General features: G+C 39.4%; 15 protein-coding genes. 8 read left to right on the top strand and 7 right to left on the bottom strand.

The features are described 5' to 3' along the window. The first annotated feature begins 26 nt into the window (after positions 1-26). Both MWU82_RS04055 and MWU82_RS04050 read left to right on the top strand, forming a co-directional pair. Positions 27-1,736: a phospho-sugar mutase gene (locus MWU82_RS04055; RefSeq protein WP_247095309.1), complete on the top strand. Its 1,710-nt coding sequence runs from the start codon at positions 27-29 to the stop codon at positions 1,734-1,736. Then, a complete protein-coding gene (locus MWU82_RS04050; RefSeq protein WP_247095308.1) occupies positions 1,736-3,556 on the top strand; it encodes an ABC transporter ATP-binding protein in 1,821 nt (606 codons plus the stop codon). The genes MWU82_RS04055 and MWU82_RS04050 overlap by 1 nt, the downstream gene beginning before the upstream one ends. 71 nt (positions 3,557-3,627) lie before the next feature. Here MWU82_RS04050 and MWU82_RS04045 read toward each other — a convergent pair whose 3' ends face one another. Together MWU82_RS04045 and MWU82_RS04040 are read right to left on the bottom strand one after the other, a co-directional pair. Beyond that, positions 3,628-4,677, bottom strand: coding sequence for a DUF6340 family protein (locus tag MWU82_RS04045; RefSeq protein WP_247095307.1), 1,050 nt, complete (start codon positions 4,675-4,677; stop codon positions 3,628-3,630). 309 nt (positions 4,678-4,986) lie between these two features. Further along, positions 4,987-6,036 (bottom strand): DUF6340 family protein, encoded by a 1,050-nt coding sequence (locus MWU82_RS04040; protein ID WP_215949904.1) that lies wholly within the window; start codon positions 6,034-6,036, stop codon positions 4,987-4,989. Positions 6,037-6,277: 241 nt separating this feature from the next. Here MWU82_RS04040 and MWU82_RS04035 point away from each other — a divergent pair, with 241 nt between their 5' ends. The 3 genes from MWU82_RS04035 to fumC all read left to right on the top strand — a co-directional run bounded on the left by MWU82_RS04035 (position 6,278) and on the right by fumC (position 10,366). After that, a complete protein-coding gene (locus MWU82_RS04035) occupies positions 6,278-8,449 on the top strand; it encodes a DNA mismatch repair protein MutS (protein ID WP_247095306.1) in 2,172 nt (723 codons plus the stop codon). A 17-nt stretch (positions 8,450-8,466) separates the two neighbouring features. Beyond that, positions 8,467-8,877 (top strand): thiol-disulfide oxidoreductase DCC family protein, encoded by a 411-nt coding sequence (locus MWU82_RS04030; protein ID WP_215949906.1) that lies wholly within the window; start codon positions 8,467-8,469, stop codon positions 8,875-8,877. Between the two features lie 91 nt (positions 8,878-8,968). Further along, a complete protein-coding gene (gene fumC / locus MWU82_RS04025) occupies positions 8,969-10,366 on the top strand; it encodes a class II fumarate hydratase (RefSeq protein WP_215949907.1) in 1,398 nt (465 codons plus the stop codon). Positions 10,367-10,437: 71 nt separating this feature from the next. On the opposite strand, the gene MWU82_RS04020 is transcribed toward fumC, so the two are convergent. Continuing rightward, complete coding sequence (locus tag MWU82_RS04020; protein ID WP_215949908.1) at positions 10,438-11,325, bottom strand: hypothetical protein; 888 nt, start codon at positions 11,323-11,325, stop codon at positions 10,438-10,440. A 173-nt stretch (positions 11,326-11,498) separates the two neighbouring features. On the opposite strand from MWU82_RS04020, the gene MWU82_RS04015 reads away from it, so the two are divergent. Together MWU82_RS04015 and MWU82_RS04010 are read left to right on the top strand one after the other, a co-directional pair. Further along, positions 11,499-11,963, top strand: coding sequence for a GNAT family N-acetyltransferase (locus tag MWU82_RS04015; RefSeq protein WP_247095305.1), 465 nt, complete (start codon positions 11,499-11,501; stop codon positions 11,961-11,963). 12 nt (positions 11,964-11,975) lie between these two features. Beyond that, entirely contained in the window at positions 11,976-12,776 is an 801-nt protein-coding gene (locus MWU82_RS04010) for an MBL fold metallo-hydrolase (RefSeq protein ID WP_247095304.1), read from the top strand. Positions 12,777-12,873: 97 nt separating this feature from the next. Here MWU82_RS04010 and ettA read toward each other — a convergent pair whose 3' ends face one another. The 3 genes from ettA to MWU82_RS03995 form a co-directional block, all read right to left on the bottom strand. Beyond that, positions 12,874-14,565 carry an energy-dependent translational throttle protein EttA gene (gene ettA / locus MWU82_RS04005; RefSeq protein WP_215949911.1) on the bottom strand — a complete coding sequence of 564 codons (1,692 nt, stop codon included), beginning with the start codon at positions 14,563-14,565 and terminating at the stop codon, positions 12,874-12,876. A gap of 137 nt (positions 14,566-14,702) precedes the next feature. Continuing rightward, on the bottom strand, positions 14,703-14,885 hold the full coding sequence (locus tag MWU82_RS04000; RefSeq protein ID WP_031443882.1) for a CAL67264 family membrane protein: 183 nt from the start codon (positions 14,883-14,885) through the stop codon (positions 14,703-14,705). Positions 14,886-15,114: 229 nt separating this feature from the next. Further along, on the bottom strand, positions 15,115-16,098 hold the full coding sequence (locus tag MWU82_RS03995) for a Gfo/Idh/MocA family oxidoreductase (protein ID WP_247095303.1): 984 nt from the start codon (positions 16,096-16,098) through the stop codon (positions 15,115-15,117). A gap of 73 nt (positions 16,099-16,171) precedes the next feature. On the opposite strand from MWU82_RS03995, the gene MWU82_RS03990 reads away from it, so the two are divergent. Further along, positions 16,172-17,800 carry a carboxyl transferase domain-containing protein gene (locus MWU82_RS03990; protein WP_247095302.1) on the top strand — a complete coding sequence of 543 codons (1,629 nt, stop codon included), beginning with the start codon at positions 16,172-16,174 and terminating at the stop codon, positions 17,798-17,800. A 156-nt stretch (positions 17,801-17,956) separates the two neighbouring features. On the opposite strand, the gene MWU82_RS03985 is transcribed toward MWU82_RS03990, so the two are convergent. Next, the gene (locus MWU82_RS03985) at positions 17,957-19,702 is read right to left on the bottom strand and encodes a carboxypeptidase-like regulatory domain-containing protein (protein ID WP_247095301.1); all 1,746 of its coding nucleotides are present in this window, start codon (positions 19,700-19,702) and stop codon (positions 17,957-17,959) included. Positions 19,703-19,747: the final 45 nt, after the last annotated feature.

The following is a 19,747-nucleotide window of genomic DNA, read 5'->3' as shown; positions in this document are numbered from 1 at the left end:
TTAAGAACATATAACACCAAATGACTATGGAAGCCATACTGAAAAACGCCAAAAATTGGTTGACCGATTTTTTCGACGACAAGACCAAAAACGAGATTCAAAAGTTAATTGACAACAATACCGAAGAGTTAAAAGACCGCTTTTATAAGAACCTTGAATTTGGGACTGGTGGGATGCGGGGAATTATGGGTGCCGGTACCAATAGAATAAATAAGTACACTTTGGGAAAAAGTACCCAAGGCCTTAGTAACTACTTAAAGCAAGTTTATAATAAGGAACAGGTAAAAGTAGTCATTGCCTATGACTGTAGACATAATAGTGACACTTTGGCCAGGACCGTTGCCCAAGTTTTTGCTGCCAATGGTATTAAAGTCTTCCTTTTTTCGGAACTGCGAACTACCCCTGAACTATCTTTCGCTGTAAAATACCTTAACTGCCACGCCGGTATTGTTTTAACGGCTTCGCATAACCCACCGGAATACAACGGTTACAAAGTTTATTGGACAGATGGGGGACAAATAGTACCACCTCAGGACGGTGCCATAGTTAGCGAAATAAATAGCCTTGCTTTTGAGGACATCAAATTCAATGCGGATGAAAGTTTAATAGAATTAATAGACAAAAAGGTAGATGAAGCCTTTATTGAAGCATCGGTTAAAAATGGGAACTTCAATGCCAAGGGCAAAGACGATTTTAAAATTGTCTTTACCTCCCTTCATGGAACTTCTATTACCGTAATCCCTGAGGTACTTAAAAGGGCCGGGTATAAAAATGTTACCGTTATTGAGGAACAAGCCAAACCAGATGGTGATTTTCCAACTGTAGTATCGCCAAACCCTGAAGAGCCCGAGGCCCTATCCATGGCCATTAAAAAGGCAGAGGAAATTGGTGCGGATATGGTTATTGGTACCGATCCGGATAGTGACCGTCTAGGAGTGGCGGTGCGCAACCTGGAGGGCGAAATGAAGATTTTGAACGGCAACCAGACCATGATCATGATGACCAAGTTTTTGTTGGATCAAAGGAAGAAAAAAGGAATTACAGGAAAAGAATTTATTGCCTCCACCATTGTTTCTACGCCAATGATGGACTCTTTGGCCAAGGGCTATGGGGTGGAATGCAAGACCGCCCTTACAGGTTTTAAATGGATAGCCAAAATGATCAAGGATTTCCCGGACCAGCCTTTTATTGGTGGTGGCGAGGAAAGTTTTGGTTTTATGGTAGGGGATTTTGTACGCGATAAGGATGCGGTAACCTCTACCCTATTGGCTTGTGAAATAGGCGCCAACGCCAAAGCAAACGGCAGTTCGTTCTACAAGGACCTTATAGATTGCTATGTGGACTACGGGTTCTTTAAGGAAAAATTGATTTCCTTGACCAAGAAAGGAATGTCGGGAGCGGAAGAAATTAAACAAATGATGATCGATTTCAAGGACAATCCCGTTGAAGCTATCGATGGTTCCAAAGTGGTAACCGTTGAAGATTACAATACGGCGACTTCTAAAAACGTAATAACAAGTAAGGTAACCCCAATAGATATTCCAAAATCCAATGTATTGATATACATTACCGAAGATGGCACCAAAATGGCTGCCAGGCCCAGTGGCACGGAGCCTAAGATCAAATTTTATTTTAGTATCAACACTAAATTGAAGAACGCGGCCGATTACAAAAAAGTAGACGCTGAGTTGGATGCTAAAATTGAAAGAATCCTTAAAGAACTGAATATAGGTTAATGGAGTATTTTAAAAAGATTCTTCGCTTTGCGAAACCCTACAAAAAATATGCTTTTTTAAATATTATTGCCAATATACTTTACGCATTGTTTAGTACTCTCGCAATGCTTTCATTGTTCCCAATGTTAACCGTACTTTTTAAACAAACGGAAGCGGTTACTGAAAAACCAATTTGGACGGGTATTGGCGATGTTCAAAAGTATTTGGACACATATCTTAATTATTATGTTACGGAGAATCTAAGTGAAGATCAAGGACAGTTACTTATGACTATGGTTGCATTGGTTATAGGAATGTTTTTCTTAAAAAACCTTTTTGGATATCTAGCTATGTACTTTATCACCTTTCTTAGAAATGGTGTATTAAAGGATTTACGAAATGCACTCTATGCCAAAACAATAGACTTGCCAATTGGTTTTTATTCGGAAAAAAGAAAAGGAGATACAATTGCAAGAATTACTTCCGATGTATTGGAAATTCAACATTCATTTCTATCCGTTTTGGAACTAATAGTTAGAGAACCGCTTACCATTGTTTTTACAATACTCGCTATGGTTGCCCTTAGTCCTAAATTAACTCTATTTGTCTTTATTTTTCTTCCTTTATCAGGTTTTCTTATCTCCTTAATTGGAAAATCATTAAAGCGTAAGTCAGATAGGGTTCAGAAAGAGCAAGGTTATTTTTTATCAATTCTTGAAGAAACTTTGGGTGGTTTAAGAGTTATTAAGGCTTTTAATGCTGAAGGTCGTTTCAATTCTATTTTCCAAAAATCAACCTCAAGATTTTATAGATTTTCAAATAGTCTGTTAAATAGGCAAAATTTAGCTTCCCCGTCAAGCGAATTTCTGGGTATAACTGTCATAGGTATTTTATTATGGTATGGTGGAAGAATGGTTTTGGTGGAAAAATCATTGGAAGCAAGTGTTTTTATTACTTACATGGGTCTGGCATATCAAATTCTTACACCTGCAAAAGCGATTAGCAAGGCTTCCTACGGCGTGAAAAAGGGAAATGCGGCTGCAGAACGGGTTTTGGAAATTTTGGAAACCGAAAATCCAATTGTTGAAAAGAAGGATGCTGTTGTAAAACCCAATTTTGAACAAGGAATAGACATTAAAAATGTTTCCTTTAAATATGAGGATGAGTATGTGCTGAAAAAATTTAACCTAAAGGTTCCCAAAGGCCAGACCGTAGCACTGGTAGGCCAATCCGGAAGCGGAAAAAGTACAATTGCCAACCTAATGACACGCTTTTATGATGTTAATGAGGGTGAGATAAAAATTGATGGTATCGATATTCGGGATTTTAGCAAAAAATCACTTCGCAATTTAATGGGACTTGTTACCCAAGATTCTATTTTATTCAACGATACCGTTAAAAATAATATTGGACTCGGAAAAGAGGATGCCACGGAGGAAGAAATAATTGAAGCCGCTAAAATAGCCAATGCCCACGATTTCATTAGTGAGCTGCCCCAAGGATATAATACCAATATTGGGGATAGCGGAAATAAATTAAGCGGCGGACAAAAACAAAGGCTGTCCATTGCCAGGGCCGTTCTTAAAAACCCGCCTATTATGATTCTGGATGAGGCTACCTCTGCCTTGGATACGGAAAGCGAAAGATTGGTTCAGGATGCTTTGGAAAAAATGATGCAGAATAGAACCTCCATTGTCATAGCGCACAGGCTTTCCACCATACAAAATGCCAATACTATAGTAGTTTTGCAAAAGGGTGAGATTGTGGAACAAGGTTCCCATACACAACTAATGGAAAAAGATGGAGTTTACAAAAAGTTGGTCACCATGCAGTCTTTTTAAGGCTTGTACAAGCCTTAAAACATTGTGGTGGTCCACTTGATAATTGTACTTTGGACTATTTGATTGTATAATTATCTAGAAACCTGTTGTTCCAAAATTTGGTTTTGGAAAGACCTATATTTAAGTATATCCAAATATTCCATGGCATTCTTGTTTTTATGGTCCTTATAGGATTTTGATGCCCAATCCATAGCTGCAGTCAAGTCGCCATTAATTTCGTGCATAACTGCCATATTGTAACAGGCGCGGCCGGCAATTTTGGAATTGGAATTATCCAATTCCTTTTCCCAAAGTTGTGATGCTCCCTGCCAGTCCCCATTTTCCACTAACACACAAGCCTGTTCGAAATTGGTGGTGCCACGAACAAAATATGATCTCTCAACACTGTTTTCGAACGGTAATAGTCGCTGTCCATAGTTGCTGCCCGTGGCCTTGCTCTGTTCCACAAGGGTTTCCATTCTGCCCTCTATGGCCTTATAAGCCTCTAAAGGATTGGTGCCTTTCCCCTTGGATATAATTTGATCGTTAAATACTATCTCATCAATAATTTCCTTTGATTTTGGATAGTATATTTTCCATCCATTTTCAATAAGGGTTTCCAAGGTAAGCTCTTGGGCCGGTACCTTTACCTTCACCCTCATGAGGTTTGGTTGCATCATAGATGTTTTCTTTATGGATACTGTGGTTTCCGTATCAAAAAAGGCCATAGAAAATATGGCATCCACATCGTACGCATTACAAATGTTTTCGACAGAGGTCCATGAAATAGAATCGTTTACCATCTCAAAATGCAAAATTTCTTGAGGTACCGAATCCAGGATTTTAATAGTTTCAAAACGATTGTCCTTTAGCAATTCGTTGAACAATCCTGTAAGGGCAGCATTCCTCCCCTGCTCCAAAAGCCATTGCTCTTCGGCGGCCACCATTCTGTTAAGGCCTGTTTCATCCTCTTCTACCTCTGGTCGTATGCTCCTATTAACGATGCCTATCCTTTTAATTTTTTGAGAAATATGTACAGGTGAAGGTTCCATGGTTTGAAGTACAATTTCTTTAGTGGAACCGCAACCTACAGTTAAAGCTATAAGGCTAAATAAAAAAAACTGGAAACAAAACTTGCTCATGCTTTGTAAAATAAATTCGATCTTAAAAAAAATTAGACGTAATATCATAACCTTTGTAAAACTCATTTTATAGGGGAAATATTGTCCATTCTCCCCTAAACCATTGAATTTTAGGGCTATTTTGCCTTTTTTTCAGGAAAATTGCCTTTGTAACAGCGTTTTTGATTTAGTTTTAGAAACATTGCCGAAACTGTAGTTTTGTTGTAAGAATATGTATTTAATTAAAAAAGTCCGTTTCCAATTTTATGGATAACGGACTTTTAAGTTGTTATATTCCAATGAAATATTCCTTATAGAGGACAGTTAAGTTTATCGCGATGCTTGTTGCTCCAAGACTTCATTTTGTGATAATCGGTATTTAAGAATATTTAAATATCTAAGCGCATCCTTATTATCATAATCCGCGTAAGACTTTGAAGCCCAATCCATGGCGGCATTCAAATCCCCGTTGATCTCATTTATTATCGCCATATTGTAGCAGGCCCTTCCTGCAATTTTCGACTTGGAATTACCCAATTCTTTTTCCCAAAGTTGGGCAGCACCTTGCCAATCCCCGGTTTGTGCCCTTCTTTTGGCCACTACGAAATTGTCGGTTCCACGTACAAAGTAGTCCCTAGTGATCCTATGTCTATATGGGGATATCCTGGACCCATAGGCATAACCAATATTTTTGCTTAACTCTTCAACAGCTTCGTTCCTGCGAGCTACGGCTTCTATTGCCTTTACCGGGTTAATACCTCTTCCTGAGGATACCAAATGGTCTGTGTACATAAATTCGTCCACGATTTGTCTGGTACGGGGGTTATAGATACGCCATCCATTTTTTATAAGTGTGTTCAGAGTGACTTCATGGGCCGGTACCGACACTTTAACTCCCAAACTATTGGGAAGTTGCATTACGGATGGTTTATAGGAAACCTGTGTATCCGTATCATAAAATGCCAAGGAAAAAATAGCATCAACACCGTTGGCCGCACAAATCTCTTCTATTGTCTCCCAGGACAAGCTGGCCGGAAAGACATCCAGTCCTTTTCTTATTTCAGTTTCGTTATCCAAAATAAGTATTTCTTCGAACCTTCCTGTGCCTGCCAATTCATCGGACAAAGCGTTAATGGCAACTTCGGCCCCTTTTTTATCGAGATTAAGTCCTTCGGCGGACAATATCTGGTCTATTTTGTCAATTTGCTTATTGCCTTCAGAAGGCAAACTTCTATTAATAATACCTATTCTCTGTATATCATTGGGAAGATGCACTATGGCTGGTTCTGTGGCTCCCATCGTTAAATTATTGGTGGCACTACAGGACATTAATAAAATTCCTATACCAATATATCCGAGTATTAATTTATGGTTTTTCATGTGGTGGTTTTAGTGGTTACTAAATAAAACTATTGTAATAGCCTAGCTATAAAACATATACTGTGCCAAAAATATTGTTCTAGGAACCAACATTCCTCTACTTTTCTATAGTTTGGTCAGGTCTTTAGACTAAAAAAAGGTGGACCATGGCAACAAATACATGCATTTACAGTCTTCCCATATTGCACCTATTCCTTACCTTTGAAGGTTATAAATCCTTATGGAAAGGAAAATTGAATAAATGAATAAAATAAGTTCAAAAACGCTTCAAGATCTCGAGTTTAATACCGTTCTACTGCAATTGGCTGCCCGATGCACCACAGAGCTCGGAAAGGAACAGGTAACTAATTTGGAACCAATATCCGAGAAAACCGAATTATTGGACGTTTTGGGACAGACTTCCGAGTATTTGGCCTCTTACTCCAACGACAATAGGATTCCCAATCATAACTTTGATGCCATTAATTCGGAGTTGAAACTCCTTAAAATTGAGAATACCACTTTGGAAGTAGGTGGATTCAAGAAAATAGGTTCCATTTGTACCACAGTTGCAACCCATATTAAGTTCTTTTTAAAATTTAAGGAGTACTATCCCCTGCTTTATGCCGTTTCCGATAGTGTTACCCTGAATACTGAAATTCCTCGAAATATTGAGGCTGTCATAGATAAATTTGGGGAAATAAAGGATAATGCCTCCAACAACCTACAAAATATCCGTTCTCAAATGGTTGTGGTTAAGGGCAAAATAAATCAAAGTTTTGCCACTGCGCTCAATACCTATCACGCCTCGGAACTTTTGGACGAGATCAGGGAATCCGTTGTAGATAATAGACGGGTACTTGCCGTAAAGAGCATGTATCGAAAAAAAGTAAAGGGAGCCGTTATGGGAACCTCCAAAACTGGAAGTATTGTCTACATTGAACCGGAGGCTACCCTTAGGTACAGTAGGGAACTCGGGAACCTGGAATTCGAGGAACGGGAGGAGATACAAAAAATACTGAACGATCTAACCAACCGTATACGGCCTTTTGCGCCTGAATTATATGCTTATCAAGATTTTCTGGTTCATATCGACATTACGGCGTCCAAAGCAAAATATGCTCTGGAAATGGATGCTCTCTTGCCAGAAATTAGTGAAAATGGGGAGCTTTATTTAAGGGATGCCTATCATCCCTTGTTGTTTTTGAGCAATAAATACAAAAAAGAAAAAACATATCCACAAACCATTGCCCTGCATTCCGAGAACAGAATTATCGTTATATCGGGACCTAATGCCGGGGGAAAAAGTATTACCCTGAAAACCATTGGTCTTTTACAGGTAATGCTGCAGAGCGGTTTGTTGATCCCAGTACATGAGCGGTCCAAGGTCTGTTTATTCGATAATGTACTGACCGATATTGGGGACAACCAATCCATAGAAAACCATCTCAGCACCTATAGTTACCGATTGAAGAACATGAATTATTTCTTGCGTAGATGCAACGACAAGACCCTTTTTCTGATCGATGAATTTGGAACCGGGAGTGATCCGGAATTGGGTGGTGCCCTGGCCGAGACTTTCTTGGAGGTGTTCTATGAAAGAGGTGCCTACGGGGTTATTACCACCCATTATGCCAATCTGAAACTATTGGCCAATGAATTGCCCCATGTTACCAATGCCAATATGCTTTTTGATGGAAAATCGTTGGAACCCACTTATCAATTGGTATTGGGACAGGCCGGTAGTTCCTTTACTTTTGAAGTGGCACAAAAGAATGGCATTCCCTATAGCCTCATAAACAAGGCTAAAAAGAAAATAGAGCGCGGTAAGGTCCGTTTTGATGCCACCATTGCCAAACTTCAAAAGGAGCGTAGTAAAATGGAGAAAACCGGTTCCAGGCTTCAAGAAGAGGAATCCAAGGCCAGGACGGAAGCCCAAAAATTGGAGGACCTTAATTCCAAGATCAAATCCAAATTGGAAAACTATCAGGAACTGTACGACCATAACCAACGGATGATCTATTTGGGAAATAAGGTAAATACGGCTGCGGAAAAATATTTTCAGGATAAAAAGAAGCGTAATTTGGTTTCTGAATTGATACGTATTGTGGAAACCGAGAATAGTAAGCGCAAAAAACAAACTGTAAAAGAAGTAAAGGCCCAAAAGGAAAAGAAGGCCAAGGTAGAACAAGAGGTGATAAAAAAGGTGGAGGTAATCCGCGAAAAGAAAAAAGTTGAGAAAAAGAAAGCCGAAGTAAAGGAAAAAAATAAGCCACGTCCGGTATTTAAAGTAGGCGACCGTGTACGCCTTATGGATGGAAAGGCCGTAGGTAGTATAGATAGTTTGGAAAAGAACAAAGCTATTGTCAACTATGGTATTTTTACCACTAATGTTGCGGTAGACCAACTGGAATTGGTAGAAAGAAAAATGTAAAAAGTGGTTGGACCACTATGGAAATGATTGAAAATAATAAAATAATTCTCTTTGACGGAGTTTGCAACCTTTGCAATAGTTCTGTCCAGTACGTTATTAAACACGATAAAAGCAATGCGTATAAGTTTGCAGCACTGCAAAGCGAAATTGGAAAGAATTTAGTTAAAGAACGCGGGATAGATACCTCCCAGATCGATTCCATTATTCTAATAGAGCCAGGTGTGGCCTATTACACCAAATCTACCGCAGCCCTTAAAATTGCCCAGTCTTTTGGAGGAGTCTGGCAGTTGACAAGCGTGTTCGAATGGATACCCGAAAAAATAAGAAACTGGGTGTATGACTATATTGCCAAGAACAGGTATAAATGGTATGGTAAAAAGGATGCCTGTATGATTCCCACTCCGGAACTAAAATCTAAGTTTTTATAACAGGAAAAGTACCTTCTTATCCCATTTGGAAATTTTATTACTTAACAAGATAAATGTAAATTTGTAATTATCAATAAACTCAATTTAAATTATGGAATACCGTATAGAAAAGGATACCATGGGCGAGGTTAAAGTGCCGTCCAACAGATATTGGGGAGCTCAAACCGAACGCTCGAGAAATAATTTTAAAATTGGTCCGGCGGCATCAATGCCCTTGGATGTAGTTTATGGATTTGCCTATTTAAAAAAAGCGGCGGCCTACGCTAATTTTGAGTTGGGGGTACTTTCTGAAGAGAAAAGAGATCGAATTGCCCAAGTATGCGATGAAATTTTAGATGGTAAGCACGATGATCAATTTCCTTTGGTAATATGGCAAACCGGCTCGGGGACCCAAAGCAACATGAACGTTAACGAGGTTATCGCCAATAGGGCCCATGAATTGGCTGGGAAAAAGATAGGGGAAGGTGAAAAAACGATTCAACCCAATGATGATGTAAATAAATCGCAGTCTTCCAACGATACTTTTCCTACCGGAATGCATATCGCGGCCTATAAAAAGATTGTTGAAGTTACCATACCGGGAATTACGCAACTTAGGAATACGTTGGATAAAAAATCCAAGGAATTTGCCAAGGTGGTAAAAATAGGGCGAACGCATTTAATGGATGCCACTCCCCTAACCTTGGGCCAAGAAATTTCCGGTTATGTTTCCCAACTGGATCATGGACTAAAAGCTTTGGACAATACCTTGGATCATTTGAGTGAATTGGCGCTTGGAGGTACTGCCGTAGGAACCGGTTTAAATGCTCCCAAAGGTTATGATGTATTGGTTTCACAATATATAGCCAGATTTACCGGACTACCCTTTAAAACTGCTGACAACAAGTTTGAGGCCTTGGCATCCCATGATGCCATAGTAGAAACACATGGTGCCTTAAAGCAATTGGCGGTAAGTCTAAATAAAATAGCCAATGATATAAGAATGATGGCTTCCGGACCAAGATCAGGAATCGGTGAAATTATTATTCCCGCGAACGAACCAGGTAGTTCTATTATGCCCGGAAAAGTAAATCCAACACAATGTGAGGCGCTGACCATGGTTTGTGCCCAAGTGATGGGGAACGATGTAGCCATAACCGTAGGTGGAACCCAAGGGCATTATGAACTAAATGTTTTTAAACCTATGATGGCAGCGAACATATTGCAATCTGCCCAACTTATAGGGGATGCCTGTGTTAGTTTCGACGAGAATTGTGCCGTAGGTATAGAACCTAACCACGATGTAATTAAGCAACTTTTGAACAATTCCTTAATGTTGGTTACGGCCCTGAACACTAAAATAGGTTATTACAAGGCTGCGGAAATTGCCAATACTGCCCATAAAAATGGTACTACTTTAAAGGAAGAGGCTATTAATTTAGGATATGTAACCGCTGAAGAATATGATGAGTGGGTAAAACCTGAAGATATGGTAGGTACCTTGGATTAATACTTGAAGTCAATAATTAAAAAAGGCCAATCCCGAAAGATTGGCCTTTTTATTTAAATGGATAGTGTTCCTTATTTTAATTGAAACTTGGAAGTCCCCAATAATTTTAGATTGTTATCATAAACATTTACCATATAATTCCCTTTTTGAAATTCACTTGCTGGCTTGTTAATGAAATCACATACGTCCAAAGAGCGGTTCTCATAGTAGAATTCCGTTCCTTTACTGTAAGTTACAGAAGCGCCGGAATCACTTGTTTTAGAGAAACTTTCTCCCAATACATTTCCTTGTGGATCCAAAACCTCAATAAAGAATTGTCTGTCACCAGCTTGAGCAATTACGTTGTCTGCAACAGTGAAACAAACTTTTAATTTGTCGGTAGCCTTAGCTCTAGAAGTAGAAACCAATTTTCCGCTTGTTCTTTCTTTAACTGCATCTACAGAAAATTTGGATAAATTTAAAGCTGAACCTTTGGAAACAACATCTGCCAACTGAGTGTTCTGTACTACTAAGGAATCATTGAAAACTGTTTGTTTTTCCAATTCAACATAGGTACTGTCCCTTTGCATGGCCAAGAAAGTATTGGATCTGGTTAAAGAATCTACTTTTCTTATTAATTGCTCTCTTTCTTTGGTCAAGATCCCTACTTGCTTTCTGTAACGATAAAGACTGGCAATATCGGCTTTCATGGTCTTAACGGAATCAATGTATTTTGCAATGTTATCCCTAGCAGAAACCAATTCTTCATTGGTAGCGTTGCTTTCCAAGATAGCTTTGTCATACTCTGATTTTAAACTGGTCAAATCTTCAACAACCAATTCTTTTTCTTTTGTAAGTAATGCAGTGTTCTTTTGTTTATCCTGATATAAACTTACTGTGTAAATGATTACCCCAAGTAAAATTACACCTAATAAACCTGCAATAACCTTCAATCCATTATTACTTTTTGTTTCAGTCATAATTGTAATTATTAATTATTTAATTTTTTTTTAACCTTAAAATTATTTGTTTGTAACACTCTATATACGATCAGGTTTGGATTTTAGATTTTTTTAGTTAAAAAAAATTAACATATCTTCCAAATAATACAAAATGCTTACCTTAACTTTATGGGTATATTGATTTAATACAGATGGATTTAAACATAATTCTCTTTGAATCCCAATATGCCAAGAGGTTTAAGGAACTTAATGTAGCTTGGTTGGAGAAGTACTTTTATGTGGAACCTAAGGACACCTTTCTTTTGGAAAATTGTGAATCCAGCATTATTGATAAAGGTGGATATATTTATTTTGCAAAGTACAAGGACAAAATAGTTGGATGTTTTGCATTGATAGAATTGGGAACCGACGAATATGAATTGGGTAAAATGGCTGTAGACCCAAATTATCAGGGATTAAAAATTGGTCAAGCCCTACTTCGTTTTGCTATTGATTTAGCGAAACAAAACACCTGGAAGAAATTAATTTTATACTCCAGCACCAAATTGGAAAACGCCCTTTATATTTATAGAAAGTATGGTTTTAAAGAAATTGAAATCGAAAAAAATCTCCCTTATGCCAGGAGCGACATTAAAATGGAATTATTAATAATTTAAAATACGCTAATTATGCGCCATTCAAAACACCTTATTATAACAGCTTTATTTATGGGTCTATTGACTATGGGATGTAAGGAGAAATCCAAGTCCAGCCAAGAAAAAGCGGAAGCAATAGGCCTAAAGACGGAAAATACGATTTCTAGTATTGATATCACGCCGATAGAACACGCTACTACGGTTTTGGATTGGGATGGTACCATAATATATGTAGATCCCGTTGGAGGCAAGGATGCTTTTGCAGCTACAAAGGAACCGGACTTGATCTTGATTACCGACATCCATGGCGATCACTTTAGTTTGGAAACCTTACAGGCCTTGAATACCCAAAAAGCCAAGATAATTGTTCCACAGGCGGTAGCCGATAAGATTCCGTCAGAATTTACGCCACAACTGGATATTTTAAATAATGGGGAAGCAAAAGAACGTTATGGTATCAACATTGAAGCGATACCTATGTACAACCTACGTGAAGAAGCTAAGGATTTTCACACTAAAGGAAGAGGTAATGGGTATGTGCTCAGTAAAAATAATGAACGCATATATTTTTCCGGGGATACCGAGGATATTCCTGAAATGCGGGCCTTACAGAATATAGATAAGGCCTTTGTATGCATGAACCTTCCCTATACTATGACTGTAGAAAGTGCTGCGGACGCCGTACTGGAATTTAAACCTAAGCAGGTCTATCCCTATCATTATAGAGGAAAGCCCGATGTTGGGGATGTGGCCAAATTTAAGGCGTTGGTAAATGATAAGAATCCCAATATTGAGGTAGTACAATTGGATTGGTATCCCAAGGAAGATTATTAAGGGTCTTACAATACTGGGGGTCTATATTTGTTAAAAATAATACGCTGTTGTCACAAGAAATTATGACAACAGCGTATTATTAAATAGGTCAATTGAATTAGCGTACCAACTTTTTATATTTTAGTCGCTTAGGTATTAAATCTCCTCCCAGACGTTTCTTCTTATTTTCTTCGTATTCAGAGAACGATCCTTCAAAGAAATACACTTGGGAATCACCTTCAAACGATAGGATATGGGTACAAATCCTATCCAAGAACCACCTGTCGTGGGAAATGACCACGGCACAACCGGCAAAATTTTCCAAACCTTCCTCCAAGGCTCTTAGGGTGTTAACATCCAAATCGTTGGTAGGCTCATCCAAGAGAAGTACGTTGCCCTCTTCTTTAAGGGTCATGGCCAAATGCAGTCGGTTACGCTCCCCACCGGAAAGCATTTCCACCTTTTTGTTCTGCTCACTTCCTGAAAAATTGAATCGACTTAAATAGGCCCTGGAATTTACCTGTCTACCGCCCATCATGATCAATTCCTGCTCATCGCTGAAATTCTGCCAAATGGTTTTATTGGGATCTATATTGGAATGACTCTGGTCCACGTAGGCAATTTTTGCCGTTTCCCCAACTACAAACTCCCCTTTGTCAGGTTTTTCCTCACCCATGATCATGCGGAAAATAGTGGTTTTACCAGCCCCGTTAGGACCAATAATACCTACAATGCCCGCCTGTGGTAATTTAAAATTAAGGTCCTCATAAAGTAATTTATCCCCGTAGGCCTTACTTACACCCTTGGCTTCTATTACATTGGTCCCCAATCGAGGTCCGTTCGGGATATATATCTCCAGTTTTTCATCCAATTGTTTTTGGTCCTGGCTCATCAATTTGTCATAGTTCTGTAAACGCGCCTTTTGTTTTGTCTGTCTACCTTTGGCCCCTTGTCTTACCCAATCCAACTCCCTTTCCAGTATTTTCTGTCTTTTGGAGGCTGTTTTACTTTCTTGGGCCATACGCTTGGATTTTTGGTCCAGCCAGCTAGAGTAGTTTCCTTTCCAAGGAATGCCTTCCCCCCTATCCAATTCCAAGATCCATCCGGCTACATTATCCAAGAAATACCTATCGTGGGTAACTGCAATAACGGTTCCTTTGTACTCTGCTAAATGGTGCTCCAACCAATGTACAGACTCCGCATCCAAATGGTTTGTAGGCTCATCCAGCAATAGAATTTCAGGTTCTTGCAACAACAATCGGCACAGCGCTACACGTCTTCTTTCACCTCCGGAAAGTATTCCGATTTTCTTATCGGAGTCCGGGGTACGTAAGGCATCCATGGCAACTTCCAATTTGTTGTCAAGTTCCCAAGCATTGGTAGCATCTATCTTATCCTGAAGTTCGGCCTGCTTATCCATGAGTTTTTGCATTTTATCTGCATCCTCATATACTTCGGGAAGTCCGAACATATCATTGATCTTATTGTATTCATCCAGGATGGCCACAGTATCTGCCACACCTTCCTTCACCACTTCCAAAACGGTTTTATTCTCGTCCAATAGAGGTTCCTGTTCCAAATAACCTACCTTATAACCTGGGGAAAAAACCACATCCCCCTGAAAGTTCTTGTCCACACCTGCAATTATTTTTAACAGGGTAGATTTACCAGAACCGTTAAGACCCAAAATTCCGATCTTAGCTCCGTAAAAGAAACTTAAATAAATATTCTTTAATACTGGGGTATTGGCAGTTTTATACGTTTTAGTAACCCCAGACATCGAGAAAATTACTTTCTTATCGTCCGACATATTTTAAATGTATTATTAATTGTGATTATTCTAATTATAAGTGGCAGGCCGGTTACTAGTAGTATTTAGCTGTTAATTTTCCAATATGGTGCTAAGTTAGCCTTCAATTTTCAAATCGCTAAATCCGCAGTGGCCGTTTATACCCTGCCCTTTAGTGCATTAAATACCCATGCAATTGCAAAGAAACCTATACCAACCGAGGCAAACCCCCATCCGGCTACATCATCGTATCTAAAAGCACCCAACGCTATAAGCGAAAGACCTACAATTATCATTATAAAGGTTGCCCATGCAAGCACTGTATTCTTATTCATTCCCATTTTTTAACTGGTTTGGTTTGTAGAGCCTCAAATATCGTAAATTTTACAAGAATTTATGACCTTACAAAAAAACTTTATTCGTGAAACACGTATTTCAGAAGCCACAGGCGCATTGAAATACGATGGTCGAACGAATCCCGCTTGTTTAGCGGGGTTACTGGTTTAAATCCACTACCCTTGGATTGTCTCCTAATAGGAGTTCAGGTCTTGCCTAGGGGCTTAATACCCTTTATTCCTCAAATGGAAATGCAATTCCATTTTGTTTTCTAACGGTGTCCATTAAGGTTATTAAATCAAGACTGTTCCTATGACTCCAAAGACTGCTTTCCAACTTCCCTTGGTCGAGACAGGCATGAACTTCCTTTATTTCGTAAAAATACCCCCTACCGGTAGTTGGCATGCTGAACTCCTCCTTTTCTCCATTTATTTCAACCGTATATCCCTGTGCTTCATGCCATCTGGTTGGTATATATATAGTTCCCTTTTCTCCGGATATTTCCGCTTTCATTTCGGATCTACTCGTAAAACCTGAATATAAAATTGCCTGGGCGTTGGGGTATTTAAAGATCATTGAAGTCTGGACCTCGGCACCATTGTCATGAAAGTTGGAGGTGGATAAGATCTGGTCCGGTTTACCAAGAAGTAAATAAGAAAGGAAAATAGGGTAAATGCCAATATCCAATAATGAACCTCCAGCAAGTTTTGGATTTAGCACCCTTCCTTCAAAGTCCCTATCCAAGGCGTAAAAGGCAAAATCTGCATGTAGATATGCTAATGGACCAATATCTCCAGAGTCTACCATTTGTTTAACCTTCCTAATGGAAGGATTAAATCTACTCCATAGGGCTTCCATTAAAAAAACCTTGTTTTCTTGGGCTGCCGCAATCATTTTTTCGACCTCTGCCCTATTTATGCCCATTGGCTTTTCACATAGCACATGTTTGCCATGTTCCATGGCCATTATGGATAGCTCGCAATGCGAAGTATGCGGCGTAGCAATGTAGACCACATCAACTTCCTTGCACTCGAAAAGTTCCTTATAGCTTCCAAAGGCATTAGGAATATTATATTCCTCGGCAAACCCCTTGGCCTTTTCCAAATTTCTTGAAGCCGCTGCGTAAATTTGAGCTTCGTTGACCAGAGCAAGGTCCTTAACAAAATTACGGGCAATATTACCCAATCCTATAATTCCCCATCTTACTTTTTCACTCATTTAGAATATAATTTAGTTAAAGTTAATAAATATAACTCCTTATCTTTATTGCGCAAAAGAAAGGCGTCTCAACATGGATATCAACTTCAACAAGAACGAAGACCACAATAAATTACTTTTATCAGCATTAAAACATAAACTGGCCAAGGTAAAACTTGGAGGCGGGAAAAGCAGATTGGAAAAACAGCATGCCCAAGGTAAATTAAGTGCCAGGGAGCGTATTGAGTATCTTTTGGACCAGGGCAGGGAGTCGATTGAAATTGGGGCTTTTGTAGGTGATGGTATGTACGAGGCTCATGGTGGATGTCCCTCCGGAGGCGTTGTAGTAAAAATTGGCTTTGTACAGGGCAAACAATGTATTGTGGTGGCCAATGATGCCACAGTAAAAGCAGGAGCTTGGTTTCCTATCACCGCAAAAAAGAACCTAAGGGCCCAAGAAATTTCCATTGAAAATCGCTTGCCCATTATTTACCTGGTCGATAGTGCCGGGGTATACCTTCCCATGCAGGACGAAATATTTCCGGACAAGGAACACTTTGGTAGAATTTTTAGAAATAATGCTGTAATGAGCAGTATGGGAATTACTCAAATTTCAGCTGTCATGGGTAGTTGTGTTGCAGGTGGGGCCTATCTTCCCATTATGAGCGATGAGGCATTGATAGTGGATAAAACGGGGAGTATTTTTTTGGCCGGAAGCTATTTGGTAAAAGCAGCTATCGGGGAAGTTATAGACAATGAAACCTTGGGGGGAGCCACAACCCACTGTGAAATTAGTGGAGTAACGGATTACAAGGCGAAGGACGACAAAGATGCTTTGGATACCATAAAGAACATTATGGGCAAAATTGGGGATTATGACAAGGCGGGATATAACAGGATCCCAGCGGTAAAACCCAAGGAAAAGGAAGATGATATTTATGGCATCATTCCAAAATCCAGGGCCGAACAATACGATATGCTGGAAATTATTAATCGTCTGGTAGATAATTCAGATTTTGAACAATACAAGGAAGGTTACGGAAAAACTATACTTACGGGATATGCCCGCATAGATGGATGGGCAGTGGGTATCGTTGCCAACCAGCGTAAAGTTGTAAAGACCAAAAATGGGGAAATGCAATTTGGAGGGGTCATCTATTCCGATTCTGCGGATAAGGCCACGCGTTTTATAGCCAACTGCAACCAAAAGAAAATTCCCCTGGTTTTTTTACAGGATGTTACCGGATTTATGGTGGGTAGTAAAAGTGAGCACGGGGGAATTATAAAGGATGGGGCAAAAATGGTGAACGCGGTCAGTAATTCTGTTGTTCCTAAATTTACCATTATTATAGGCAATAGTTACGGAGCAGGAAATTACGCCATGTGCGGAAAGGCTTACGATCCTAGATTGATTGTGGCTTGGCCAAGCGCCGAGTTGGCGGTAATGAGCGGTAATTCGGCGGCCAAAGTGTTACTTCAGATAGAAACAGCTTCGCTAAAGAAGAAGGGCGAGAAAATAACTGAGGCCCAAGAAAACGAACTTTTTAATAGAATAAAAGAGCGATATGACAATCAAATATCGCCCTATTACGCCGCATCGCGCTTATGGACAGATGGCGTAATAGATCCTTTGGATACTCGTAAATGGATTTCGATGGGCATTGAGGCAGCCAACCATGCCCCTATTGAAAAGCCATTTAATATGGGGGTGGTACAGGTTTAGGATTTGATGATGTGGAAATTTACCAATGAGCAAATGTACTAATGTAACAATGTGTTTATTTGGGGATTTGAAGATTTGGAAATGAAAAAATTTGGAAATGTAACAATGTGTAGAAGTAACAATAGGCGGATTTGCACCCCTGCAAAGGAACGAGGTTTATTCAATAAATAATTTCGAATCCGTATTTATTCTACATAAATAAGAATCTTCCTTAATCCCAGCGAGTTTGAAAACCTTGGTAGCCTTCCTTTGCTCCAAAGTACCGTAATCAAAAAATGTAGTTACTTTCAGGTAAGTTGGGTCTTGGGAACCATTTCCGAAGTAAGAAACATTGACCACCCATTCCCCTTTTAGGTCGTCGTCCAAAAAGAATTGTTTACTGGAGTATCCTTTTAAAATTGCTGCGGACAATTCGGCTTCTTTGGTTTCAACAGTATATTCCCAACTGTCGTAATACTTTTCTGGATCTACAAATTGTAATTCAAATTCGGCTGCACTGTTATTCCATTCAAATAATACCCTACTCTCAGGATTTGAAGTACTTTCTTCCATGGACCCACTTTCCAAAAAAAACTTCCCTGCGTTGAGTTTAATAATATTCATCCGTTCCGTAGTCATAAGCCCGTCCGTACCGTATTTGTCAAATGGAACAGAATCTAGATCGTTGACGGCCAGCTCATAACGGGAATAAATATGAATCGCCTTTTGGTAATTCCCTATTTCATCATAAGCATTGGCTAAATCCCTGTGCGACTGGGCATCCCTTGGTTTCAATTTCAGAATCGCCAAGTATTGCTGTAAGGCATTCTCCGAAAATCCAAGTTTTTCATACCTATAGGCCAATGCTTTTAGCGCTATGGCGTCAAGGGCGAATTGGTGGGCCATGGTATCCAGAAGTGCTTGGGATTTTTTGTTGTCTCCCCAGGTGTCCTTAAAATATTGGGAAAGGTCAAGTAAATAATAGGGAGAGTCGGTAAACCTTGTTTTTTGATTTTCAAATATTTGATTAGCCCTTTCTTCCGTATCGGCCAAAGAATATTCTTTAATATAGTCAGGAATTTCTGGAACATATGCCGGCTTTATAGCTAACTGATCATAAATACTATCCCTCAACCCTGAATTGTTGTAGATTCTCTTTACCCCTAGTTCATCTATGCGGGTCTGCTCCTTGGTATTTATAATAATGACTCCGCCAGCACCTCTAGAACCATATCTGGCAAATGCACCGTTACGGGTAAGTACCGCAACACGTTCAATGTCTTGAACTGAAATAAATGTCGGTGCCTGTTCATATACAAAGCCGTCAACATCATATATTACAGGGACTTTTGTACTGGCATATTGTGACAGATAAACAAGTGGGTCCAAGGGGTTGGTTACCCTATCAATAAGTATGTTGGGAACCCATACAAGTAGGGCATCCAAAAAATCTGTCCCTGCTGGCATTAGATTTTTGCCTTCAATGACCCGTATTGAATATGAAGTGCGGTCCTTGTCCATAATTCCCCACGAGGACTTAATTAGGTTAGTGTTGGTGGGGTAATCTGCCAGAAGTTCTTTTTGGCTTTTACGTTTTCTTTTTTTTACCACAACTTCATCCAATTCATCTACATTCTCAGATAGTTTTATATCCAATACGTTGTTCACGCCATCAACAGCTACTTCAATGGTTTGCATTCCCAAATAGGTAAAAGCCAATAAATTTCCAGGATACACTTCGATATTATATTTTCCTTTGGCATCCGTTTTTGTACCAACCGTAGTACCTTTGATGACCACATTGGCATTGGGCAAAGCTTGGCCCAAATGTGTGACCTTGCCTCTAATGGTAATCTTAGTTTCCTGAGAGGTCCCAAAAAAGAAAACACAGAGAAAAGTAATACTGATAACAATCCGGACCATTCGGTAAACTTTAGAATTTGAAAGGAATATTCAATTCTTCAATTT

The organism is Arenibacter sp. S6351L, assembly GCF_023016025.1.
In the GTDB taxonomy this organism is placed as follows: domain Bacteria; phylum Bacteroidota; class Bacteroidia; order Flavobacteriales; family Flavobacteriaceae; genus Arenibacter; species Arenibacter algicola_B.
The sequence above is the reverse complement of the archived record's forward strand: the minus strand, read 5'-3'. Positions and strand labels throughout refer to the sequence as shown.